Here is a 22,687-nt window from a genome sequence, read left to right on the forward strand (position 1 = left end):
CTTAGTCTAGCTTCCGTTTGATCACCGTGACTGTATACGCTTCGATCGAATCTCCGACTTTGAAATCGTTAAATCCTTCCAATTGAATACCGCATTCAAAATTGTTTAGAACTTCGTTTACTTCGTCTTTGAATCGTCTCAATGATTTTAATTTTCCGTCGAAAACGATTACCCCGTCGCTGATCACGCGAACGCCGGAGGCTTTCGTAATCTTTCCGGAAGTAACCATACAGCCGGCGATATTTCCGATTTTCGATACTTTGAAAACCTCGCGAATCTCGGCGGTTCCGATGACTTCTTCGATCTTCTCCGGTTCGAGAAGTCCTTCCATAGCCATCTTGATCTCGTCTACAACCTGATAAATGATGCTGTAGTATTTGATCTGAACGCCTTCCTTTTCCGCCAATGCGATGGTTTTCGGATTCGCCCTTACATGGAATCCGACTATGATAGCGTTCGAAGCCGAAGCTAGCATAACGTCCATATCTACGATGGCTCCTGCGCCGGACTGAATCACGTTCAATTTCACGTCCGGAGTGGAAAGTTTTTCCAAGGCCTCTTTTATCGCTTCCGCAGAACCGCGAACGTCCGCTTTGATGATAACTTTCAGTTCCTTTAATGCGCCTTGTTTAATGAACTCGTTCATATTTTCCAAGGTCACTTTGGAACCGGTCGCTCCGGCGTTACCGATACGTTCGAACTCGATTCTGTGCTGGGAAATATTTCTGGCTTCTTTTTCATCCGCCATCGAATCGAACGGAGCGCCCGCGTCGGGAACTCCGTCCAAACCGGTTACCTGAACAGGGAAGGCCGGTCCGGCTTCCTTGATCAAATGTCCATAGTCATCATACATGGCTCGAACTCGTCCGGAAAAGACTCCCGCGACAAACGGATCGCCCACTCGGAGCGTTCCGTTTTGAATTAGGACGGTTGCTACGGCACCGCGCCCCGGATCCAATTTCGCTTCTACAATCGTGCCCTTCGCTCTACGTTTCGGATTCGCTTTGAGATCCAGAACTTCCGCTTGAAGAAGCACCGCTTCCAAAAGCTTATCGATTCCAATATTCTCTTTCGCGGAAATCTTACAATACATAGTATCGCCGCCCCACTCTTCCGATTGAAGTCCGTGATTGGCGAGTTCTTGCATAATCTTCTCAGGATTTGCGGTAGGAAGATCGACTTTGTTGATTGCGACAATAATGGGAACCTTCGCGTCTTTCGCGTGCGATACCGCTTCCAATGTTTGAGGCATTACACCGTCGTCTGCCGCGACTACCAGAATCACGATATCCGTAATTTTCGCACCGCGGGCTCGCATAGACGTGAATGCTTCGTGACCCGGAGTATCCAAGAAGGTAATTTCCCCTCTCGGCGTCTTGACCTGGTACGCACCGATATGCTGAGTGATTCCACCCGATTCGGTATCAATGACGGAGGATTTGCGGATCGTATCCAGCAACCTGGTCTTACCATGATCGACGTGGCCCATGATAGTAACGACCGGGGGCCTATGGATATAATCTTCCGGATTATCTTTTTCCTCTCCGATTAAAGTTTCCTCATAAAGAGAAACTACCTTGACCTTGCAGCCGTATTCATCCGCAAGAATCGATGCCGTTTCCGCATCGATAATATTATTGATCGTGACCATCATTCCCATCTTCATGAGTTTTCCGATCACATCGCCGGGCTTAAGATTCATTTTCTTGGCAAGCTCGCCGACTTGAACATTTTCTAATATAGTAATCTCTTTCGGAACGGAAACACCGGTAGGTCCGCCGCTTTTATGCTTACGATAGGATTGTTTAAAAAACTTTGAATTTTCCGCTCCAAAAGAGGATTCGGATCGGCCGGATTTTTCCTTCTCCCCGCCTCTTTTTTTTCCGGAAGGTCCGAGTACACCTCTGCCTTCTCCGCCGGGAGGACCTGCAACTCCGGGACCGGGTCCGCCTGGACCGCGGAAACCTGCGCCACCGCCGCCTGGGCCACCCTGGCCTCCGCGATAACCTCCGCCGCCACCTGGACCACCCTGGCCCCCGCGATAACCACCGCCGCCTGGGCCACCCTGGCCTCCGCGATAACCACCGCCACCACCTGGACCACCCTGGCCCCCGCGATATCCACCGCCGCCTGGGCCACCCTGGCCTCCGCGATAACCGCCAGCTCCACCTTGACCGCCTTGGTATCCTCCGCCCTGACCTCCCTGGCCTCCGCGATATCCACCACCGCCACCTTGACCGCCTTGGTATCCTCCGCCTTGGCCTCCCTGGCCTCCGCGATATCCACCACCGCCACCTTGACCGCCTTGGTATCCTCCGCCCTGACCTCCACGATAACCGCCGCCGCCACCTTGACCGCCTTGGCCTCCGCGATAACCACCGCCGCCACCTTGACCGCCTTGGCCTCCGCGATAACCACCGCCGCCACCTTGACCGCCTTGGTATCCTCCGCCTTGGCCTCCCTGGCCTCCGCGATATCCACCACCGCCACCTTGACCGCCTTGGTATCCTCCGCCTTGGCCTCCCTGGCCTCCGCGATATCCACCACCGCCACCTTGACCGCCTTGGTATCCTCCGCCCTGACCTCCCTGGCCTCCGCGATATCCACCGCCGCCACCTTGGCCGTCAGAAGAAGAATCCCTACTACTTGGTCCGGAATATGTCTGTCTTTGATTCGGACGAGATACTATAATATTATTGTCTTCTCTTTGGAATGGGGATTTTTTTCCAGAGGTATCGTCATCCAACAAAGGTTGGTTCCTTGGAGTAGGAGGTTCCGAACGATCCTGTCTAGTTTCTGAGTATTGCTGTTCTTTGGGATGGGAAGAAGACGGCTGCCTTGCATTCGATCCGCCGCCGGCTCCGGAAGCGGATTGTCTAGAAGCAGCTTGCTGTTCGCCCGAGGTTTCTTTCCTGAAACCGGAGGCCGGAGACGAGTTTTTCTCGTCCGGCTTCTTTTTAATTACCAGCTTCTTCTTCTTACCGGCATCGGCAGAACCTTGGAGCTTTTCCTTGATTGTCTTATTCTTATCTTCCATATAATTTCCTGGTCTTGTGAAGGCGGTTCCTTCCGGTTTCCCACCCGATTACTCGGGTAATCGAAGAGATTAACCCTCTTCCACCCACTCCACTGATTCGGCCAAAATTTTGAGAATTTGCGTCGCGGTAGTCGGGCCAATCCCTGGGAGTTTGGCCAAATCATCCTGACTGATCTCGATCAAGGTTTCTACGTCGTTGATACCGGCGCTCCGCAAAAGACCGATTAGGCGAGCAGAAAGACCGGGAAGATCTTCCAGGGGAGTCGCGCCGTCGTCTTCCTCCTCGTTGGTAGGAGGACTAAATAATTTCTCAAGTCTCTCCCGCGCTTCCGGGGAGGAAAATTCTTCGTTATACTGTGCAATCGTTTTAATATCGATCCGGAAACCCGTCAACTGGGAGGCTAACTTTACGTTGGACCCGTTAATTCCGATTGCAAGAGAAAGTTGTTCTTCGGGAACAATCACCATTGCCTCTCTTCCTTGCGTGTCCACCTTTACATCGAAAGGTTTGGCCGGAGAAATCGCGTTTGCGATAAACTCGGTCGGGTCGCTGGAATACTGGACGATATCGATTCTCTCATTTCCGAGCTCGCGCACAATGGATTGAATCCGGACACCCTTCATTCCCACGCAGGCGCCCACAGGATCTATATCTCCGCGAGTTGCATGGACGACTACCTTTGTTCGTATGGAAGGCTGCCTTGCAACGTTGACGATTTCCACAAGGCCGTCGTAGATCTCGGGAATTTCCATTTCAAATAATTTCTTAACAAAATCGGCGGAAGCTCTAGAAAGAGTGATTACGGGAATCGGCTCGCGAGGCCTTAATTCCACTCTCTGAATGATCGCCTTTAAACGGTCGCCGCTGTGGTATTTTTCTCCGGGATTCTGTTCCCGTTTAGGCATGACGCCTTCCACTTTTCCGAGGTCGATCGACATAGCGTCCTTTTTCCAACGTTGGAAATAACCGTGAGTTAGTTCTCCTTCCTTCGCTTTATATTCTTCGTATAAAAGCTCTTTCTCCATATCTCGGAGACGTTGGAAGACCATTTGTTTTGCCTGACTGGAGATAATTCTGGATAACTCCATCGGCTTTTCTTTAAATTCTAATATTTCGTCGATCCTGGCTTCCGGATGAGTGACTTTCGCGTCCGCGAGAGAAATTTCCAAACCGTCTTTCGGTTCTCCATCGACGACCTTCCGTGGAACAATGATGACAACGTTATCGCCTTCGTTATTCGAGGCGAATTCGACCTTAATCGGATTTTCCGTATCATCCAAACCGTCGAGTCCCGACTTTTTCTTATAGGCCGTAATTAAAGAGTCCCGTATGACTCCCATAACCGCTTCCCGGTCCAGGGATTTATCGGCGCAAAATTGTTGAATTGCTTCCAACAGATTGCCTTCGGCTTCTTTCTTCTTTACTGCCATAATCAAATACTTACGTACAAATTTCCTTTCAGTATATCCTTCAATTCCAAGAAGGCTTCCTTTTTTTTCCCGCTTCCTTTCTTCCGTTTGGAAAACGGTTCCAAAATAAAACGGTCACCCTGCCTATCTAGGATCCTGAAGATCCCCTCTTTCTCACCCGACTCACCTTCGACCCGGTACACGAGGCGCACTGGAATTCCACGGAACCGATCCAGGTCCTCAGGAAGCACCAGTTTCCGTTCCGCTCCCGCAGAAGAAACTTTAAGAGTGTAGTTCAGATCCGGGAAGATCCGCTCCAACTCTTCATTCAGTTTTCTGGAAACTTGCTCACATTCCAGAAGGCTGACGGAACCGTACGGGTGTTCGAGGTGATCCAACTCTACCTCGATCAGCGTATGGTTGGGCCTTTGGCTAACCATGAGTGCGTACAACTTAACGGGTGCGAGCAGGATACCATCTAAAATAGAAGAGATCGTTTCCTTACTGACTGTCAAGTGCCGGCCTTACAGAGAGTCTCTGAACCGCCTCTCTCGCCTGTGAGAGCGAGATGTTTTCCATCCAGGTCGGCACTTTCATGCCGAACTTAGACTTGTTACTACCCATACTATGGGGTGGTTCCCGATATCCTTTCAAATTATTTGGGACAATCCCTAGTGTAAAGTAAAAAATCCACCGTATCCGAGAACACAGTTTCTTGGATTGGTCGAAATTGCTTGTTTTCTGATGGAATACTCGGGATGGTACCGTTTACGTCCGAATCGACGGAATTTCCTCGCCTCGGATCCATTTCGAATTATGCATCTATTTAAACCCAATAAAAACGAAAAAACAATCCTACGTTTCCCTTTCCTGTTCCTCATTGCGATCGGGGTGATTCATTTTGCTTGTTCTAAATTCCGCGTGGATGATTACAACCCGTACCTTTACGGAAGAATAAAATTAGGAAAAGATATAAAAGAACTTCAAGTTAACATCGTCAATAGGGTTCCGACAAACGTACCGAACCAAATTGCGATCGCATCCGGCCTGATGTACATCCCTGATTTCGAACAATCTCTCGTAAAGGCATTCACGACCGAGGGCGAACTCAAGTTCGTAATCGGAAATCCCAAAGAAAAGACTTTGGATAAGGCAAAAATTTACAACGTCAAGTTGGGTCGGATCGGCCTCGTTTCGGTTTCCCGAAGCGATGATGTCTTCATTCAATCCCGAATATCAAAAGACGACGTAAAACAGGAAAAGGCCCCCGAAAATATTTTTGCGAAGAAATCGGGAGAATTTCAAACGGATGCGGAAGAAGCTCTACCTTCGGTCATTCTAAAGGTTAACGATTCGGGCAAATTAGTACAGACGATTTACTCGGATGGGGTCGGAGGATCGACGCCGTTCGGCTATGTGGAACGAATCGAAGCGGGTCGCAACGATTTACTTTTCGTCTTTCATCGCTCCAATGGAGAGATGCGCCTGAGCGTATTCGACGAGACGGGAAAAGTGAAACAAAGATTGGATTCCAACGATTTCAAGGACATCGTACATTCCGTATCGGATGGGAATACCTGGTATATCGACACGATTCTTCCTCATTCCGAAGGAGAATATGCGTTGGCGGCTTTTAGTTTCTATGAAGCGAAATCGGGACGATTTAAATCTCGCAGAATCTATCGCTACGATTGGGAAGCCAAGCGGGTCACACCGATCAAGGAAATACAGGATCCGTCCGAAACCCTCTTCTGGGTATTGAACGATGATAATTTTTTCATTTGGGAAACCGAAGCGGAGGAAGGAAACTCGATTCGACTTCAAGTCCACAACGACGACGGCAATCATGTGAACAATATCCGCCTCAACTATCCGCCCCCGCGAGGCCTGTGGAGGGAAACTTGGATGGATGCGAACGACGAAATCTATTCCGTCAGAATTCGCTCGGGTTATCTCGAAGTGCATAAATGGAAATGATTTAAAGTGAAAAGCGAAGCCCTTTTTACCGACGAGGAAAGTATAGAATTAGATAAACTTTCCATCAACGAAGGAGGGACGCCTTCTCAGTTGCTGATGGGCTTCGCGGCCGTTTCTATTTTTCAAACGTGGAAAACCAAATTCAAAAAAACCGGAGGTGCACTTTTTCTTTGCGGCTCCGGAAATAACGGCGGAGACGGTTTCGCGCTGGCTCATTTTCTTTCGGCGGAAGGAGTTCCTTGCCGAGTCTTCTACAAAGAAGGAAATCTTTCGGAAGAGACCTTGTTTTATAGAAATCTCTGCGTCAGTTCCGGCGCAAAACTATACCCCCTCCAAGAATTTCATTCTCAATCCTGGAACGATAGCGAGATCGTTGTGGATTCCTTACTCGGTACTGGATTTTCCCCGCCCCTATCCGATGAGCTGGAACGCGTCGCATCCGAAATTAGGATACTCAAGGAAAAATTAGGTTCGGATTGTTTTGTACTCAGTATAGATATGCATTCGGGTTTTCATCCGGACGCACACGCTCCGTTTCCGATCGATGGACTGGCGGAAATCGGATCTCATAAACTGACGAATCTGTTTCATTCCGATCTTGAAGTCGAAAAAACATTTCATCCCATCGGATTTCTCCGTCACAAGTTTTCCACAAATCAAAGAGTCTGGAGTAAGGCCAGTCGGAAAGAATTGAAGAAACGGATGCAGAGGGAGCGCGGCTCGCATAAATATTCCAACGGTTCGGCCTTGTTTTTAGGAGGTTCGGAGGGAATGGCGGGTGCGATTCTATCTTCCACTCTTTCGTTTCATGAAATGGGAGGAGGTATCTCTCTCGTCCTAACACCGTCCGCAAGTACCATTCAAAAAATGCTTAAGAAGGAATCCTCCTTAATGGTAAAACTCTTCGCCTCGGACCAAAATCCTTTTTTAGGAAGCTTTGCGGGAAAGGCGAAAGTATTCGCGATCGGCCCCGGGCTTTCTCCGGAAGACTGCCCCACCTCGCTTCTTCCGGAGAAAGTTCCGGTCATTTTGGATGCGGGAGCAATTTTACCTTATTCGGTTACCAAACTAGGTCCGAACGTCCTGCTCACTCCTCATGTCGGCGAATGGTCCAGGGTTACCGGAAAAAAATATGCCGGATTTTTAGACGCATGGCAGGATGCAAAGGAATGGGCGATAGAAAGAAATTGTCATATTCTTTTAAAGGGCAGCGTTTCCGTTTTATGTACCCCTAAGGAAGGTTCATTCTTTTGGCCTTACCAGGAGCCGAAGCTCGCCGTGATGGGAACAGGCGATCTTTTGGTAGGAATGCTTGCTTTCTTCCTTTCCAGAGGTCATGATATGATAGAGGCGGTTCGCTTAGCACTTAGCTTATTCGTTTCTTCCGCAGAAATGTCGGACGGTTATCCGAGCGCAGGCAGAATTCGTAAAAATATTCGCAAGGTAATTTCCCATGGGTAAAGGTTATCACTCTCGTTCTCCGGAGGAATTTAGGGAATTCTTGAAGCAAATCCAGACCAAGGGAAAGGAAAAGTCCCGCACAAAGTTAATTTTGTTATTCGACCTTATCCTTCTCCTATTTATTTTCGCAGTAGTCGCAAGAATTGTAAACCCGTTAGCTTTTACCGGAAAAAAAGAATCGAATCAAATAACGGTATCCGGTGTGCAACTGAGAGTTTCCGAGAGTCGAGATAGCGAACGTCAACTTCCGGTTTTTTTCCTGTTCATGACTAATTCCGGTTCCGTCGACGTAAAGTATCCGAGCGCCGGCTTGAAATTAATGGCCAAGATAACTACCAATACCGGTTTATCCTGTCTTCAGGAAGAATGGCAGGTTCCGTCCAGGATTATCGCAGTAGGCAGGACGGAATTTTTTCGCTACGAACCGAATCGGGATCGAGTAAACGAACTCCCCGACGAATGCAAAATAGGTAAACCGAATTTTTGGACGAATATCACTCGCCATTTTAAAACGGCAGTGGAACGGAATTTCGAATTGGAAATAGTCGATCATAAATCCGTAATGCGATTGAATATAGAAAAAATATGAGGCGATCATGAGCGAAGCGATCAATACGTTAAATCAAATCACGTCGATCGTGGACGAAAAAGCCACGATCTTCCGGGCAGAATGGAGCAAAATGCCGAAGGTTCGCGCAGTAACGGAACGCAAATTGATCCTCGATTTAATAGAGACCGCTTTACAAGCGGCTGCGACAATCCACCCGCCCCCCGTTGACCTTGTCCGAGATCTGAAACGTCTTTCTGAAGAATTGAGGCGATTGCCGGTTTAGCACAGAGGACGGAAGACAGAAGACTGAGGACAGAACATTGATGAGCGGGGATTCCATGTTCTGGAGAAAGATTCCTGTGTTACAGGGGGTCTTTCCTCTACTTCAGTAACTTTTTCAATTTCTAGCAGCTACTGTCTTCCGTCCTCTGACCTCTGTCTTCTGAAAGCGAGCGCGTCAATCCTCCGTCCTCTGACATGCAGTTATCTCTTTCTTCCAATGCGATTCCGCCTCGGAGAGATATTCCTCAACTTCAAGAAACGAAGATTTCCCTTCTAAATATTTCAATAGAAATTTATCCCCTACCAATAGTTCGATTGCAGGTCTATCGGATCGAAATTCGTAAGGACCCTGCAAATAGGAAAAGTCTCGAGGGTAAGTTTCCTGAACGGTTCTCAACAGATGCAATCCGAAAAGTAGGCTATGAAATTTTGCAGGTTTTTCCAATAAAATCTGATAACCCCCGCAAACTTCGCCCGCGTATTTGTGAAACGTCGGTATAAATCTCAACGGTCTCAGATGAAAGACTCCTCTCTGCGGTTCCTCCAATTTTCGCCTGAGATTTTCATTGCTATAATCGATATAAGGAACGCCGAAAGTTTCGAACGGACGCGTAGTACCTCTTCCTTCCGATAAATTCGTTCCTTCAAGTAAACATAAACCGGCATAAACGTAGCATGTCGAAATCGCGGGAATATTCGGGGACGGTGGAACCCATAAGAATGGGTCGTATCGATCCGGATAAACTTTGTTAATAGAATAGAATTCAAGATCTAATTTGAATTTATCCTTATAAAATTTTAAGAGTCCGGCGGAGGTAAGCCCATGTCTGTGAGGAACTCCTTCCACTCCCACGAACGAAGCATATTCCGATTGCAGAGGACTTCCTTCGATTCCCGTTCCCGCCGGATTAGGAGAATCAAAAACGACTATCTTAATTTTTTCCGAACCGCTGCGATTTCGACGATCCACGGCCTGCATCAAGTAAAGGGCCGAAGTCAAAAAGGTGTAATACCTTGCCCCTATGTCTCGAATATCGATTAAAATCGTATCTATTCCACCCAATGAATCTTGGGAAGGAATCAGAGTATCTTCGGAATCCCCGTACAAATTTAAAATTTCGGTGTCTTCTAAATCATATTTGAGCGAGGCGCCCGAAATTTGATCCTGCAATTCGGCAAAGAGTCCGTGCTCCGGTAAGAAAAGTTTTTTTAACCCGTATTTCTTACTGACGGTTCGAAAGTGATACTCGTGTTCCCATCCGTAAGCACTCTGATTCGTAAGCATCCCGATTTTCGATCCGGATAATAAGGAGTCCATTTTCTTCATTTCGCTTAGGAGCATTCTTGCGAGAATGAAATCAGTCAAGCAGTAGAGAAATCTCTCCGTCGAAGTAGCCTAGATCGAACTCCCCTAAAAGTCGGTTCCTAAAGCGGTTCACCTCTTAGTTGCCGGGTTTTTAAAGCCGATCTTAGAAAAAGAGTTTCCCGGATCGATGAAGGATTGTTTTCTTCTTAATTTGCTCTCTTTAGCGAACGTATGGCCTTAGATACAAGTATTCCAAACCAAAAAGTAACTATTCCGGCAGGAACCACTCTCTTTTCGGAGGGATCGGCGGTAAATTCTCTCAATGTTTTACATAGCGGCGCTTTACGATACGTAATCGAGGGTCCCAAGGGTAGGAAATTAGAGCTTTTCAAACTTTCCGGAGCGAATCTTACACCGGGTGCGACCGCCTTATTTGCAGGGGGGCGATACCCATGCACGATCATCGCCGAGCAGGAATGCATTTTATCCACTTATGTTATGTCGCCATCGACTGTTGCCCGTTCCCTCGCGGCACGTTCCTCGCTTGGAATTATGGTCGGTAGATCATTACTCAGGGAGATCACCGAACTTTTTAAGCGGACCAATCAACTCAGGAAAATTGCGTCGGATCTAGGAAAATCGAACGATAATTTTTCCCTTCTTTATTATCAATTCAATCCGGGAGTTTTTCCGGATATTAAGCCGGGCCAGCCTATTAACGAACCCGGTTCGGATATTGTGGATCCGATCCTTAGACTGGCTCGAGAAAATTTAAAGAACTACTTCGAAAACGGCGGTTTGTTACCGGAACGACCGACCCCTACCTACATTGACGAGGATCATTCTCAGCAATTGTTAAAATATTATCCGGAAGAAATTGAATTTCAAGATTCGGAATTTAATTTCCTTCGAAAGCTGATTCTTGCGGATCCAAACCTACTGGCGCAATTGTTTACGCCCGATCCCACGATGGTTTCCTATATTTGCGAAAAGTTGGGAAAAGTTCAAAACGATTTAACCGGAAGCACGAAGGTCGTATTGGAAGAATTGGAGGAAGTCTTTCGATTCTTATTAGGAGGAGATGAAAGCATCGCCGAAAAATTCTATTTAATTTTAGATATGACTGCAAACGGTTATTCGACTGCCCCGCCCGAATTCGTCGTCCCGGTTCTGCAAACTCTATCTCAAAAAATCGAAAAAGCATTAGCGGGGCATCAGTCCCTGTTTGGCACCGGGATGCCGAACCCTTCGCCCAATTTACGCAGCTTTATCGAAAAAACCGTCGGACTTTCGAAAAAATATGAAGTTTTACCCCAAACCCAATCGGCCTCTACGAACGGATCTATCGACGTGGACTCGTCGGCAGACGCGACAGCGATACGAAAAGAACTTCAAAATTCCGCATCCACGATCATCCAGTATTCCGGTCTGGGCGGAGACGCAATAAAAGAATTCTCCGCTCTCATGGTAAAGCTAAAGTCCATGAAAAATCCGTTGGAATCGGATAATGATACGAGGAAACTGCGAAGATCCATTACGAAAATCTATTTTGATATCTATGCTGGATGTTTTCAAAAATATTTAAATACGAATAAGAACGTTCCTAAGCCGGTCGATCTGATGCTCAAATACGGATTTTTTGACGAGACTCTTTTGGACGATTCTCAACTCGTATTTATGTCCACGTTCAAGGATGCGATCACCTCCGTTTCGGATATTCCGATTCATTATGGAACCGAATGGTTAGAAAGGATTTATAAACGGGAAGCACCGACATCCCTTGATGAATTGGGACAAAATTTCTTTGATAAAGTGAAAATGGATAATAGAAATGCCGTTTTCAAAAAAGAATCCGATCTCCCTCCCGATATCGATAATCCCGAAGCGCGATTAAAATTCGAATTCGGTGCGATGTACGAAGCGAATGTTAGGCTAACGACCGGATCTCTTGCTACTTATCTACCGATTCTGACTAAATTCCATTCTCAAATTCCTCTCGGGAAAGCTTACGTTACGAAAAAGATGCTTACGGATGCCATTCACGACGTCATGGGTATCGACTTCTCGGTATTTAATCGGGAAGTGATCTACAATAATCCGGAAATGGGCATTAATAAAGAATTCGTGCAAAAAGCAGTCATTCCCGATTTCATTATAGTGCCTTCCATCGGAAGTAAAATCATGATGTGGCAGGAACTATCCGTCCACAGGGGGTCCGGTTCGAAAGAAAGTCGGGGTCGCATCGTTTTACCGGTATTCGTGCAAGGAGATTTAAAATCGCTTCTCATCGATGCGTTTGCCGCCTTCCGATGGGAACTCTGCAAAAGTATTTTAGGGCCGGAGTGGAATAACGTAGGAAATCCTTCGATCACAGCCGATTATATGGACTACGTTCAGTTCTATAAAAAGAACAAGGATCTCTCGATCGAAGTGAAGGAGAAGCTGGCCGCGGAATTTAAACGTTTCAGGAACGAGCGGGATATATTCGCGAATGATTATCAGCTCTGGATCAAGTATGAGTCGGAAAGCGTGCAACGATTGAACCGTGTGGTGCGCAGCATTTTCTATAGACATATCCCATTTTCGCGGCCGATTCGGGAAAAAGTTTCTAAGATGCCTGCATTTAGCGAAATTAATAACAGATTCATTAACATTCGGAGTCGGAAATTTACGGAGTTAGAAAACCGTTATAAAAAATATATTAACGCACTTGGATCACTGCCCGATCCGTTGCGTGAAAATCTCGAATTCTATAGAGTTTGAAAACGAGTATATTTGGTCTCTTTTCTTTTTTGGAACTGGCAACGAAATCGTTCGGCTATATCCCTGCTCGGACTCGTGAGAACTCCAATAACTAGGAACTCCAACAGACAAACGAACCGTCTCAAAGAATATTCTAAATTGAGAGGATGACTTATTTCGAATTAAACGTCTTCGAGTAAGTAAGGGCGAGTGTATTCTCGAACGATTTCAACGACAAAGCGCCCCCAAGATTTGGGGTCTTCCGGTGAAATTTCGATTTGCCGTACCTTCGGAAAATACGGAGTGGGCTTAAAAGCCGTGTGAGTTAATTCCATCGCACGCAAATAATTGTCCACTCGCTTCACTCGAACAAAGTTTAACAGTTCGCCTTGTATTTTTTCGGTCGGAATGTATCCGATAATGATTAACCGCGGAAATAATGACTTTTTCAATAAGTTGATAAAATCGCCGAAACTATCCACTCTATCGATGAATCCTTCATAGGCCCCGCCCCCAAGATTCATAATCTGAGTCACGATATCCATAGTAAAGGATACTCCCTCGGCGGAGGTCATGTCGGAGATGATAACGATTCCCTCATCCGGTTGAAACGTCTTAAACTCGACGGAACCCTTAAAATGCCGGCGGAGTAATTTAGCCGTTGAAATGTCTATCTCTGCAGCCTTCGGGACGAGAATTTTTCCCGTTGTGTCCGCAATGGGTTCCCTAGTAATCAGATATCTTTTTTTAGCGGCATTCTGGTTCATTACCCGGAATGCCTTAACTTTTTCCTCGAGCTCGTCTAGGTTACAATAACCTATTTTAAGGACATTCTCCCTCGCTCGTTTTTTAAGTTCTATATCTTCCATATAAATGGCGTTGCAGGACACGCCGTGAGGAACCAGGATACGGATGCTTCATAATTCCGCGATAACTTACCGGCTATCCAGTGATAGTATACTAAAAAAACGGATCTGAAAAGCCTAGTTTTTTGCACCGTAAAAACGGCTTGTCCTCCCAGGAAACGATTTCCTGAATGGAAAAGATGGCCATCCTCGAGAAACCACCTTTCCATCGGTTTAAAAGATCTTTATTTTTCGAGCTTAGCCGGTTCCTGTTTTTACTTTTTTTCCTGTATTCCTGTCAATCCGTTGAATTCATTCCGGATATCGTTTATCGAGAAGATCTAATACGGACCCATAAACAGTCTTGGAAAGATATCGAAATACTCAAAGAAGCGCCAAGGCGACGAGAATACGAGGTTTATGGAAGAATTCTTATTCGTAATTTCGGAGACGGCAAGACCGACAAATATTATTACGATCAAATAAAGAAAGAATTGTTCGATCGCGGGATGGACGGAATGTTTCTGGCGGCAAAAGGGATAGTTTCGATGCCTCCGACTATTTTTCAAAGCGGGACCGCAAACGGATATTCTGCAAACTTCGCGGAGTTGCCTCAAGAAGCCCGCGTTTTAGAGGGTATCGCGTTTCGCTATAAAGAACCGGAAGAAGATGGCAAGACGTCTCGATAGCGAAATCAAAGTTCTGTCCAACGGAGATTGGATATTTCGAGGAACGAAAATCGAACAGAGGGACGTACTCTCCTATTTTCGCAAAAACCTCAAGGAGGCGCCCGACGGCGTGTATATCGATAATCAATACGGTGACCTTTCCGAAAACGGTTACGTTCACCTTGAAGGTTATCCGGTAAATTTGATTCGAGTATCGGAGATCGCCGGTAATCTAACCTTTTTGACAGACGGAGGGGACGAGCTAAGTCTTTCCGAACTGGAATTATCGACGGACCGAGACGGAATTTTAATCGCGAAAAAAAAAGGGAATAGGCTCTTAAAATTTAAGATCGCGAGAAATGTTTCGGCGGAACTTTCGAAATATATCGAAGAGACGGAAACAGGTCACCTGCTTCGGACTACGACGGAAAAAAGAGAATTAAAGGAAACCTCCGAGGGTCCGGAAGTTCAACTTCCGGACGAATTCCGAAATGAAAGTTAAATCCTCTTTATTGTCGAAATTTCCGATCGCAAGATTACAATCGCAAATTTTCGATCGAATTTAGAATATTACGTTATATTAACTCGTCGGGATAAGAACGGTTCTCCCTACTCCTTTCCCGCCTGCCATGGAATCCAAGATCGAATTCGCGTCGTTTAACGAGGCTAAATGAATGGGAACCGGAAGTAATCGGTTATTAGATACCAAGCTCAACAATTCCGTAAGTTCGCTCGGAGACCCCGTGTAACTACCTTGTATTTTAAGATTCTTGAGGGCGATGATCGGGGTTTGTAAAGTGACTTCACCCCCGAATAACCCGACACAAATTTGTTTCCCATTCTTGCTTAATAGCGAAAATGCCAGTGCGGCCGTCTCGGAGTTATTTACGAAATCAACGATGGACTTTGCACCGGATGCTCCGATCGACTTACGGATCTCGGCCTCGCCCGCGCTCGAGAGTATCGTATGAAACGACGAATCAAATTCCCCTATTTTTTTCAATCGATCCGAATCGACATCCAAGAAAATAATATTGGCGTTCGTTAGACACCGAACAATCTGCGCTGCAAAAAAACCTAGGCCTCCGGCTCCGATGATTACTAAGGTTTCTTTTTCCGATAATGGCAACGCTTTCTTTAAAGCGCTGAATGCCGTCAATCCGGCACAAGCATAGGAGCAGGCAACTTCCGGTTTCAAATTTCCGATCGGAATCAGCCATTTTTTGTCGGGAACCAAAATGCGATCCGAATAGCCCCCATCTTGATACACTCCTAAGGATTTCGGCGACGCGCAAAGATGCGGTAAATCGGCCTGGCATTCCGAGCAGACGTCACATCCGATCCATGGATAAACTAAAAAAAGTTCACCGACAAAAACTCCAGCTACTTTTGATCCGATTTTCAGTATCCTTCCGACAACCTCATGACCGGGTGTTAAAGGAAGCGATACGCCGCGATCTTTCACCCACATTTTTTTCCCCGATCCCAATTCGTAATAACCTTCCCGAATATGCAGATCGGAATGGCAGACTCCGCAAGCCAGAACTTCGAGCAAGACTTCGTTGTCTTCCGGAATTGGATCGGGCGCTATATTCAAAACGAGAGGTTTTCCGAAATCGATTAACTGAACTCGCTTCAAAGTGTTTCACCCGTCTCATGATAGTTTTTCCCACTGAATGAAAGGCGCTGATTCGACTCACCCTGAATCATTCCCTCGATTATATTTGAAATTTCCCGGATTCCTTCCGCAGGCGCGGATAAGATATTTGCCTTCGTAAAGAAGCCATGCGTATAACCGTCGAAACGTTTAAAATAAGTCGGCACGCCTTCGGAGGCCAACCGATCCGCATATAATTCTCCGTCATCTCTCAGAGGATCCAACCCGGCCGTAAAGATAATCGTCGGAGGGAGATCTCGCAAGCTTTCGGCTTGTAGAGGCGAGGCCCTGGGATCGTTTCGTTTACTCTTGTCTGGAATATATTGATTCCAAAACCATTCCATATCCTTTCGAGTAAGTCCGGGTCCTTGTTCAAAGGTTTTGTAGGAATGAGTTTCGAAATTAGCATCAGTTACGGGATAAATTAAAACTTGCAGATCGATCTTCGGCCATTTTTTATCTCTAGCTTCTCTCACAATAACGGAGGCAAGATTTCCTCCCGCACTGTCGCCAGCCACGACCAGGGGAAATTTTTCCCGATCTTCCCGCGTGGCAATCCATTCTAAAGCAAGAGTCGCATCCTCGATTGCGGCAGGGAATGGAAACTCGGGAGCAAGTCGATAATCGACGAGAGAAACCGAGCTTGAAGTTCCGTTCGCTAATAACCTTGCAAACGGATCAAAATCATTCAAATTTCCGACGACCCAACCGCCTCCATGGAAATAAAGAATGCGGGAGCGAATTTCATTTTTCGGAATGTAATTTCTTACGATTAGCTTTCCGTTTGAAGTTAAAATCGAAGTATCGGAAATGTCGCTCATCTCCGGCCCTTCTCCTAAAAGGGACCGAATCGCGGAGTATCCTTCCCTCCTCTGGCGAGGAGTTCCTTCACTAAATCCTTTCAACCCCAAGGATAAAATCTTTTGCACGTAGTCTGCCATCTCCGGAGCTAATTCCATATTATAATTTCCCCGAACTAAATTTCATTCACGATTGGATATCGAAAACAAATCAAAGATAAACTCAAAAATTGCTCTTGTCGTTCCAATTTATCATTCGGTTCGAAGGAATTAGAAAATCTGCATAAAACTCTTGTCTCGTCGGAGGGAAATTCCAGTCTACAGCTCTATTTAAGAGGAATTCGAGAATGACAAATTAAACTCGTCAAAATCCGTGTAGGAGTTAGAAGACAGAGGACTGAGGACAGACGCGTTCACTTTGCTCACGATAGACAGAAGCTGCTACTAGTTGGAAAGGCAGTAGAAGACGTGGAAAAATCCCCTATAACATAGGAATCTTTCCATAGAACATGGGAACCCTGCTCGTCAATGTTCTGTCTTCAGTCCTCTGTCATCTGTCCTCCGGAAGACAGACGCGTTCGCTTTGCTCACGCTAGACAGAAGCTGCTACTAGTTGGAAAGGCAGAGGAGGACGGGGAAAAATCCCCTATAACACAGGAATCTTTCCATAGAATATGGAAACCCTGCTCGTCAATGTTCTGTCTTCAGTCCTCTGTCATCTGTCCTCCGGAAGACAGACGCGTTCGCTTTGCTCACGCTAGACAGAAGCTGCTACTAGTTGGAAAGGCAGTGGAAGACGTGGAAAAATCCCCTATAACACAGGAATCTTTCCATAGAACATGGGAACCCTGCTCGTCAATGTTCTGTCTTCAGTCCTCTGTCATCTGTCCTCCGTTTCGGATCCGGCAATGCGTTATCGGATAATTTTCAATTTTACGATCCCAGTATTACTTTCGGATTAGGATGAATCGAAGGGAACAATATAAGGATTTCTTAAACTAATCCTGCGATAATAAATCTTGATCGCAGGATTAGTGATCGGTCTGAATTTTAACGGTCTCAGAACGCCGAGTTCAATTCTTCCCGTAAACGTTTTGCCTCTTCGAAATCTGGCTTGATTACGATCGCTTTATGTAGGTATTGAAGAGAGCGTTCCGGGCGATTCCAAATTTTATATAACGTTGCCAAGTTGAAAAGTGAAATGTGAGGAGCGTCGTTTAATCGGCAACGCAGGGATTTCTTCAGCCAATAAACAGACTCCCTTTCTCTTCCCAATCGGAGGAGCAGTATGCCTATCTCATTGCACGGATTACCGTATTCCGAATTCGTTTCCACCGATCGGTAAAAATAATAGAGACCTTTTTGCCAGTTTGACCTCTGGTTTTCGATTAATCCCAAGAAAAAATATGCTTCATGATCTTCCGTTTGTTCTAGGAAGGATTTCAGTAGAAATTCGGAACGATCCAAATCTCCGATTTTATAAAAGAATTTTGAGGCTTCAAGCTTATCTTCAGGTGTCAGACTTTCCAATTATCTACCCGTTTTTCTTTTATTTTCGGTCTCTAAAGCCGAGAGCTTAATTATGTTTTCCGTGCATGACTTCCTTCTTTACCAAACCTAACAAAGATCTAGCAATCGCGGCACCATCTAATCCGTATTCGAGAAAGATTTCTTTTCGTTCTCCGTGATGAATCGGTTCCGACGGAAAGCCGAACGTTTTCAAGAATCTGGAAAGATATTCCGGTGAAATTCTATTTAGAAGATAACCGGATGCTCCGCCATCCACATAGCTCTCATCCAAAATGGTAAAATATCGGACTTTCGAAAGTTCCTCATCCAACGCTTCCTTTCCAAGCGGTCTTAACCATACCAAATCGATAAGCGCGACGGAGAGGCCTTCGTTCTCTAAAAATGCGGCCGCTTTTTTAGCTTCATCTAGCATGGAACCGATCGAGAGAATCGCGATATCCGATCCCCTGCGCAATACTCTAAACGAACCCGGATTTAGCTCGAGTTTCGAAGAAAAATCCAAACCGGAAATATCCACCGAAGCTTTCGGGAATCGGATTGCGATCGGAGATTTATCGTACGTCTCCAAGAAGCGAAGGGAATCCACCAAATCCTGTCCGGAAGAAGGGACAAAAACATCCATATTCGGTAAAGATAAAAGATAATTCAAATCGAATAGCCCTTGATGAGTCTCCCCGTCCGGACCCACGCAGCCCGCACGATCAATCACGAAACGCACCGGTAAATTCATAAGCGAAACGTCTTCGACTAACTGATCCATCGCCCTGGTCAAGAAGGTGGAGTAAATGCACATATAAGGAATGATATCCCCGTTCGTCATGGCTCCGGCGAACGCAACCGAATGTTGCTCGGCAATTCCGACGTCAAAAACATGATCCGGGAATTTGGCAACATACTCTCCGAGACCGGATCCTTCGATCATCGCGGGAGTAATCGCGGCTATTTTCGGATTTTTTTCCGTTAATTGGGTTAATACTTTTCCGACGATCTTGGAATAAGAAATTTTAGAATCGTCTCCCGAATCCATAGCTCCATCTTCTTTTCTAAATGGAGTCACTCCATGGTATTTAATCGGATCCTTTTCGGCCGGGCTATATCCTTTCCCTTTTTGGGTGATCACATGAAATAATACGGGTCCTTTCATCGTTTTAAGTTTGCGAAGCATGGTAACGAGTCGAATCACGTCGTGGCCGTCTTCGGGACCTATATATCCGAAACCTAAATCTTCGAATAAACCGCCGGGAGTAAAAACGTCCTTGAATCCCTTTTCCACCTTTTTGAAAAAACTTTCCATTGCCGGACCCACAATCGGAAACCACTTTAAAAAAGTATAAAATATCCTTTTCCAATTCAAATAAAAATGGGAACTTATAATATTATTTAAATAACTCGAAATCGATCCGACATTCTTAGAAATCGACATATAATTATCGTTCAGAATGACAAGGAGATCCTTCTTTAAATGGCCTGCATGATTTAAGGCTTCCAAGGCCATGCCGGTAGCGATCGAGGCATCTCCGATAATCGCTACTACGTTATAATTTTTGCCGGTCAGATCTCTCGCAACCGCCTCACCTAACGCTTGGGAAATCGACGTACCGGCATGACCCGTATTGTACAAATCGTAAACCGACTCTTCCCGTTTCGGAAAACCGGATAAGCCTTTGAATTTTCGAACGGTGGAAAGTTTATCCTTCCTGCCTGTTAGAATTTTATGCGGGTAGGTTTGATGACCGACGTCCCAAATCAAACGATCATTCGGCGTATCGAAAACGTAATGCAATGCTACGGTAAGCTCGACTACTCCGAGATTGCTGGCAAAATGACCGCCGATTCCCGAAAGGGTATCTATAATATAGTTTCGAACCTCGGCACAGAGCCGGGGCAACTCCTCCAATGGAAGTTTTCTGAGGTCCGCGGGAATACGGATGCCATCGAGATTCGGTTGTTGCTGTTGCATGAATTCCGTCGTCTAACGGTCATTAGGACTGCTCCGCAGCGTGAAGAGGTCTCCGTAATATTTTGAGATCTTCTTCGTTTACTAAATCGATCAGTTCATAGATTCGAACAGGCTTCGTCTTTCCTTTCACCTTGACCAAATCCAATTCTCTGGCAATTATACGGTCCTTGACCTTTTCATATGTATATTCTGAAATAATGATATTGGTGGCGTATTCCTTGTTCGATCCTTCCAAGCGCGAACCCAGGTTGATCGTATCCCCCATACAGGTGTAATCCATGCGGTGGGAACTCCCCATATTTCCGACTACGGCGGGTCCGGAATTCAATCCAATACCGATATCCATCATGGGGAGATCCCTGCTTTTCCATTCCTCTTTCAAGACGGCTAACCTTCGCATTTGAGCGAGGGCCGCCGCACAAGCGTAATAGGCATGATCTTCTAAAGGAACCGGAGCCCCCCAGAAAGCCATGATCGCATCCCCCATGTATTTATCAATCGTTCCCTTAAATTCGATTATGATCTCCGTCATTTCGGAAAGATACTGGTTCAAAAATTGAACAAGTTCCTCTGGTCCCATTTTTTCCGACATTGTGGTGAATCCGCGGATATCCGAGAAGAAGATCGTGATGTCTCGCTTGGATCCTCCCAGATTCAAATTCTCCGGATTTTTAAGGAGTTCGTCCACGACATCCTTCGATACGAATTTCGAGAATGTGCTTCTGATATATTTTACGTTCTCTTCTTCCGTTAAAATTTTATATCCGATGATTCCTACGAAAATGAAGAGCAACTCTATGATCACTGATGGAAAGATATGCACCAAATTAAATTCGGAAAAATCCAATAGCGTCACAACACTGTATAGAAACGCGAGAACGATGATAAATAGAAACCCCCAGGAGGTTTTCAGACGGGGAAGCACCAAACCTACGAGAAAAGCCATGCTCAAATAGATCAGAAAATTTCCCCACTCGGGAACTTCGTGAAGGAAATCCTGATTTAAGATCGTATTGATCGCATGCGCGTGATGTTCGATTCCCGACATGTCTCCGAACGGAGATAAGTGCGTATCCTTTGCCGCCCCGCGCCCGGTTGCATAATACATCGCGACCAGGAAAATATTATTTTCCACCTGTGCCGCCGCATTCTCGTCCCACATCTGAACGACTTCGAAGAGTTCCGTATTCCTGAAGGAATACAAACCGCCTGCAAAGTTGATTTGCATTTGTCCGTACTCGTCTATAGGAATAACGACGTCGCGAGTGTCGTTAGGTTTTGCCATGATATCCTTGGTTTCCCGCTTCATGGTTTTAAAATCAAAATTCGTCACCGTACGATTAGGAATATTTTTGATCTTAACGTATTTGCCCATGACGACTTCCGTATCTTTACGCACGTCTACGCCGTAATAGTTGCAGGCGATAATCAAATCGATGGAAGGGAAATATTCCGTTTCCTTAAAAGGGCCCGAGTTTACCAACTTGGCGACCAAGGGCATTCTGCGATTTAAGCCGCTTTCATCTTTCTTAATATTTGCGAATCCAAGACCGGACGATTTAGAACCGATTTGTTCGATGGGAGGCTGCGGAAATTTGAGCCAAGGTTGCCCGATATCGTCGGGGTCTTGAACGTTCTCGAGTTTATATTTTCTTAAAACCTCGGTTCGTTTTTCCAAATTGAGGATCGCTTCCTTGGATTCCAAACTGGTCTCCATCGGGTAGTCGAACATTACCCTCGGATTTCCGTCCAATGCCTTGGACATCTCCTCCATTTGCCCGGGTTTATAATCCACGAAAAAAATATCGAACATCAGCAGGTTCGAAGTGTTCTTAAATTTATCGATTATGCTCGCATAGTTCTTCCAAGGGAGAGGCCAAACACCTTCGAGTCTTTCTAGGGTATTGGTGGTAATTCCTATGATCTGGATATCTCTTCTAGCTCCGGCGGGCGGGTTGTATTTGATGTATTCGATAGTGCCTTCGTCCGATTCTTTTTCACTCTTGGTAATTCCGCCTTTAACAAGATTAAATCTCCAGGATACCGAAGATTCCTCCAAATCCGAAAAAGGCGTAAATACCACGTACAAATCGAAAACGAAGAAGGAAACGATGATGGCTAACCATAGGCTACCCATTGTTTGCTTGTTCGTCACAAGCTTCTCTAACAGTTTATAAAAGAAATAGGCGGAAGAAAGCAGTAAGAATGCTCCGACCAGCAGCGCTTTGAAAGCGATTGGAGAATTGGATAAGAACGCGTAATAAAGATGGGCAATAATCCCTACCACAGTCAGTGTTCCGAACACTATGTCCAGAACCGATAGTTTTAAGGGGGTTTTAGACTCGCTCATTCTTTCCTCCGAGTGGAAACTGGAAGGATTTTGACCGCTGATCCGGATTCGTCAATTTTCTTCCGGTTCTTGGGAAAGAAAATATCAACAATCCTGTCGTTAAGGCGCTGGA

Annotated in this window: 17 protein-coding genes; 7 read left to right on the top strand and 10 right to left on the bottom strand. The window is 45.9% G+C overall.

What is annotated here, in order from left to right:
- Position 1 precedes the first annotated feature (1 nt).
- The 3 genes from infB to rimP form a co-directional block, all read right to left on the bottom strand.
- The gene (infB, locus tag LEP1GSC047_RS10780) at positions 2 to 3,037 is read right to left on the bottom strand and encodes a translation initiation factor IF-2 (protein WP_039934640.1); all 3,036 of its coding nucleotides are present in this window, start codon (positions 3,035 to 3,037) and stop codon (positions 2 to 4) included.
- A 69-nt stretch (positions 3,038 to 3,106) separates the two neighbouring features.
- Positions 3,107 to 4,468 (bottom strand): transcription termination factor NusA, encoded by a 1,362-nt coding sequence (gene nusA, locus LEP1GSC047_RS10785; protein WP_010418137.1) that lies wholly within the window; start codon positions 4,466 to 4,468, stop codon positions 3,107 to 3,109.
- 2 nt (positions 4,469 to 4,470) lie between these two features.
- Entirely contained in the window at positions 4,471 to 4,899 is a 429-nt protein-coding gene (gene rimP, locus LEP1GSC047_RS10790) for a ribosome maturation factor RimP (RefSeq protein WP_232225643.1), read from the bottom strand.
- Between the two features lie 364 nt (positions 4,900 to 5,263).
- Between rimP and LEP1GSC047_RS10795 the strand changes: the two genes are divergently transcribed.
- From LEP1GSC047_RS10795 to LEP1GSC047_RS10810, 4 genes are read left to right on the top strand one after another with little or no spacing between them, the layout of a single operon-like run.
- Positions 5,264 to 6,424 (top strand): LIC_12708 family protein, encoded by a 1,161-nt coding sequence (locus LEP1GSC047_RS10795; protein ID WP_020988710.1) that lies wholly within the window; start codon positions 5,264 to 5,266, stop codon positions 6,422 to 6,424.
- A gap of 6 nt (positions 6,425 to 6,430) precedes the next feature.
- Positions 6,431 to 7,885 (top strand): bifunctional ADP-dependent NAD(P)H-hydrate dehydratase/NAD(P)H-hydrate epimerase, encoded by a 1,455-nt coding sequence (locus LEP1GSC047_RS10800; RefSeq protein ID WP_010418128.1) that lies wholly within the window; start codon positions 6,431 to 6,433, stop codon positions 7,883 to 7,885.
- Entirely contained in the window at positions 7,878 to 8,474 is a 597-nt protein-coding gene (locus tag LEP1GSC047_RS10805; protein ID WP_010418125.1) for a hypothetical protein, read from the top strand. Before LEP1GSC047_RS10800 ends, LEP1GSC047_RS10805 begins: the two co-directional genes overlap by 8 nt.
- Positions 8,475 to 8,481: 7 nt before the next feature.
- Positions 8,482 to 8,718: a hypothetical protein gene (locus LEP1GSC047_RS10810; RefSeq protein ID WP_010418122.1), complete on the top strand. Its 237-nt coding sequence runs from the start codon at positions 8,482 to 8,484 to the stop codon at positions 8,716 to 8,718.
- A 174-nt stretch (positions 8,719 to 8,892) separates the two neighbouring features.
- Here LEP1GSC047_RS10810 and LEP1GSC047_RS10815 read toward each other — a convergent pair whose 3' ends face one another.
- Positions 8,893 to 10,044 (bottom strand): DUF1343 domain-containing protein, encoded by a 1,152-nt coding sequence (locus LEP1GSC047_RS10815; RefSeq protein ID WP_039934848.1) that lies wholly within the window; start codon positions 10,042 to 10,044, stop codon positions 8,893 to 8,895.
- A 210-nt stretch (positions 10,045 to 10,254) separates the two neighbouring features.
- On the opposite strand from LEP1GSC047_RS10815, the gene LEP1GSC047_RS10820 reads away from it, so the two are divergent.
- Positions 10,255 to 12,786 (top strand): Crp/Fnr family transcriptional regulator, encoded by a 2,532-nt coding sequence (locus LEP1GSC047_RS10820; RefSeq protein WP_010418119.1) that lies wholly within the window; start codon positions 10,255 to 10,257, stop codon positions 12,784 to 12,786.
- Between the two features lie 161 nt (positions 12,787 to 12,947).
- Here LEP1GSC047_RS10820 and LEP1GSC047_RS10825 read toward each other — a convergent pair whose 3' ends face one another.
- Positions 12,948 to 13,634 carry a hypothetical protein gene (locus LEP1GSC047_RS10825; RefSeq protein WP_010418117.1) on the bottom strand — a complete coding sequence of 229 codons (687 nt, stop codon included), beginning with the start codon at positions 13,632 to 13,634 and terminating at the stop codon, positions 12,948 to 12,950.
- Between the two features lie 167 nt (positions 13,635 to 13,801).
- Between LEP1GSC047_RS10825 and LEP1GSC047_RS10830 the strand changes: the two genes are divergently transcribed.
- Entirely contained in the window at positions 13,802 to 14,299 is a 498-nt protein-coding gene (locus LEP1GSC047_RS10830; protein ID WP_020988753.1) for a hypothetical protein, read from the top strand.
- Complete coding sequence (locus LEP1GSC047_RS10835) at positions 14,280 to 14,780, top strand: hypothetical protein (protein WP_010418112.1); 501 nt, start codon at positions 14,280 to 14,282, stop codon at positions 14,778 to 14,780. The genes LEP1GSC047_RS10830 and LEP1GSC047_RS10835 overlap by 20 nt, the downstream gene beginning before the upstream one ends.
- A gap of 78 nt (positions 14,781 to 14,858) precedes the next feature.
- Here LEP1GSC047_RS10835 and LEP1GSC047_RS10840 read toward each other — a convergent pair whose 3' ends face one another.
- From LEP1GSC047_RS10840 to LEP1GSC047_RS10860, 5 genes are all read right to left on the bottom strand, one after another.
- Entirely contained in the window at positions 14,859 to 15,917 is a 1,059-nt protein-coding gene (locus LEP1GSC047_RS10840; RefSeq protein WP_010418109.1) for an alcohol dehydrogenase, read from the bottom strand.
- Complete coding sequence (locus LEP1GSC047_RS10845) at positions 15,914 to 16,894, bottom strand: alpha/beta hydrolase (protein WP_010418107.1); 981 nt, start codon at positions 16,892 to 16,894, stop codon at positions 15,914 to 15,916. The genes LEP1GSC047_RS10840 and LEP1GSC047_RS10845 overlap by 4 nt, the downstream gene beginning before the upstream one ends.
- Positions 16,895 to 17,794: 900 nt before the next feature.
- Positions 17,795 to 18,265: a tetratricopeptide repeat protein gene (locus LEP1GSC047_RS10850; RefSeq protein WP_010418104.1), complete on the bottom strand. Its 471-nt coding sequence runs from the start codon at positions 18,263 to 18,265 to the stop codon at positions 17,795 to 17,797.
- Between the two features lie 46 nt (positions 18,266 to 18,311).
- On the bottom strand, positions 18,312 to 20,225 hold the full coding sequence (gene dxs, locus LEP1GSC047_RS10855) for a 1-deoxy-D-xylulose-5-phosphate synthase (protein ID WP_010418102.1): 1,914 nt from the start codon (positions 20,223 to 20,225) through the stop codon (positions 18,312 to 18,314).
- A 22-nt stretch (positions 20,226 to 20,247) separates the two neighbouring features.
- Positions 20,248 to 22,575 carry an adenylate/guanylate cyclase domain-containing protein gene (locus tag LEP1GSC047_RS10860; protein ID WP_010418100.1) on the bottom strand — a complete coding sequence of 776 codons (2,328 nt, stop codon included), beginning with the start codon at positions 22,573 to 22,575 and terminating at the stop codon, positions 20,248 to 20,250.
- Positions 22,576 to 22,687 lie beyond the last annotated feature (112 nt).

The sequence above is a fragment of the Leptospira inadai serovar Lyme str. 10 genome, from assembly GCF_000243675.2.
Taxonomy (GTDB): domain Bacteria; phylum Spirochaetota; class Leptospiria; order Leptospirales; family Leptospiraceae; genus Leptospira_B; species Leptospira_B inadai.

What these genes read in the sequence shown, in the direction of transcription:
- infB (WP_039934640.1), bottom strand. Translation starts at nt 3,037, where the DNA reads ATGGAAGATAAGAATAAGACAATCAAGGAAAAGCTCCAAGGTTCTGCC.
- nusA (WP_010418137.1), bottom strand. Translation starts at nt 4,468, where the DNA reads ATGGCAGTAAAGAAGAAAGAAGCCGAAGGCAATCTGTTGGAAGCAATT.
- LEP1GSC047_RS10795 (WP_020988710.1), top strand. Translation starts at nt 5,264, where the DNA reads ATGCATCTATTTAAACCCAATAAAAACGAAAAAACAATCCTACGTTTC.
- LEP1GSC047_RS10805 (WP_010418125.1), top strand. Translation starts at nt 7,878, where the DNA reads ATGGGTAAAGGTTATCACTCTCGTTCTCCGGAGGAATTTAGGGAATTC.
- LEP1GSC047_RS10810 (WP_010418122.1), top strand. Translation starts at nt 8,482, where the DNA reads ATGAGCGAAGCGATCAATACGTTAAATCAAATCACGTCGATCGTGGAC.
- LEP1GSC047_RS10815 (WP_039934848.1), bottom strand. Translation starts at nt 10,044, where the DNA reads ATGAAGAAAATGGACTCCTTATTATCCGGATCGAAAATCGGGATGCTT.
- LEP1GSC047_RS10820 (WP_010418119.1), top strand. Translation starts at nt 10,255, where the DNA reads ATGGCCTTAGATACAAGTATTCCAAACCAAAAAGTAACTATTCCGGCA.
- LEP1GSC047_RS10825 (WP_010418117.1), bottom strand. Translation starts at nt 13,634, where the DNA reads ATGGAAGATATAGAACTTAAAAAACGAGCGAGGGAGAATGTCCTTAAA.
- LEP1GSC047_RS10830 (WP_020988753.1), top strand. Translation starts at nt 13,802, where the DNA reads ATGGAAAAGATGGCCATCCTCGAGAAACCACCTTTCCATCGGTTTAAA.
- LEP1GSC047_RS10835 (WP_010418112.1), top strand. Translation starts at nt 14,280, where the DNA reads ATGGCAAGACGTCTCGATAGCGAAATCAAAGTTCTGTCCAACGGAGAT.
- LEP1GSC047_RS10845 (WP_010418107.1), bottom strand. Translation starts at nt 16,894, where the DNA reads ATGGAATTAGCTCCGGAGATGGCAGACTACGTGCAAAAGATTTTATCC.
- dxs (WP_010418102.1), bottom strand. Translation starts at nt 20,225, where the DNA reads ATGCAACAGCAACAACCGAATCTCGATGGCATCCGTATTCCCGCGGAC.
- LEP1GSC047_RS10860 (WP_010418100.1), bottom strand. Translation starts at nt 22,575, where the DNA reads ATGAGCGAGTCTAAAACCCCCTTAAAACTATCGGTTCTGGACATAGTG.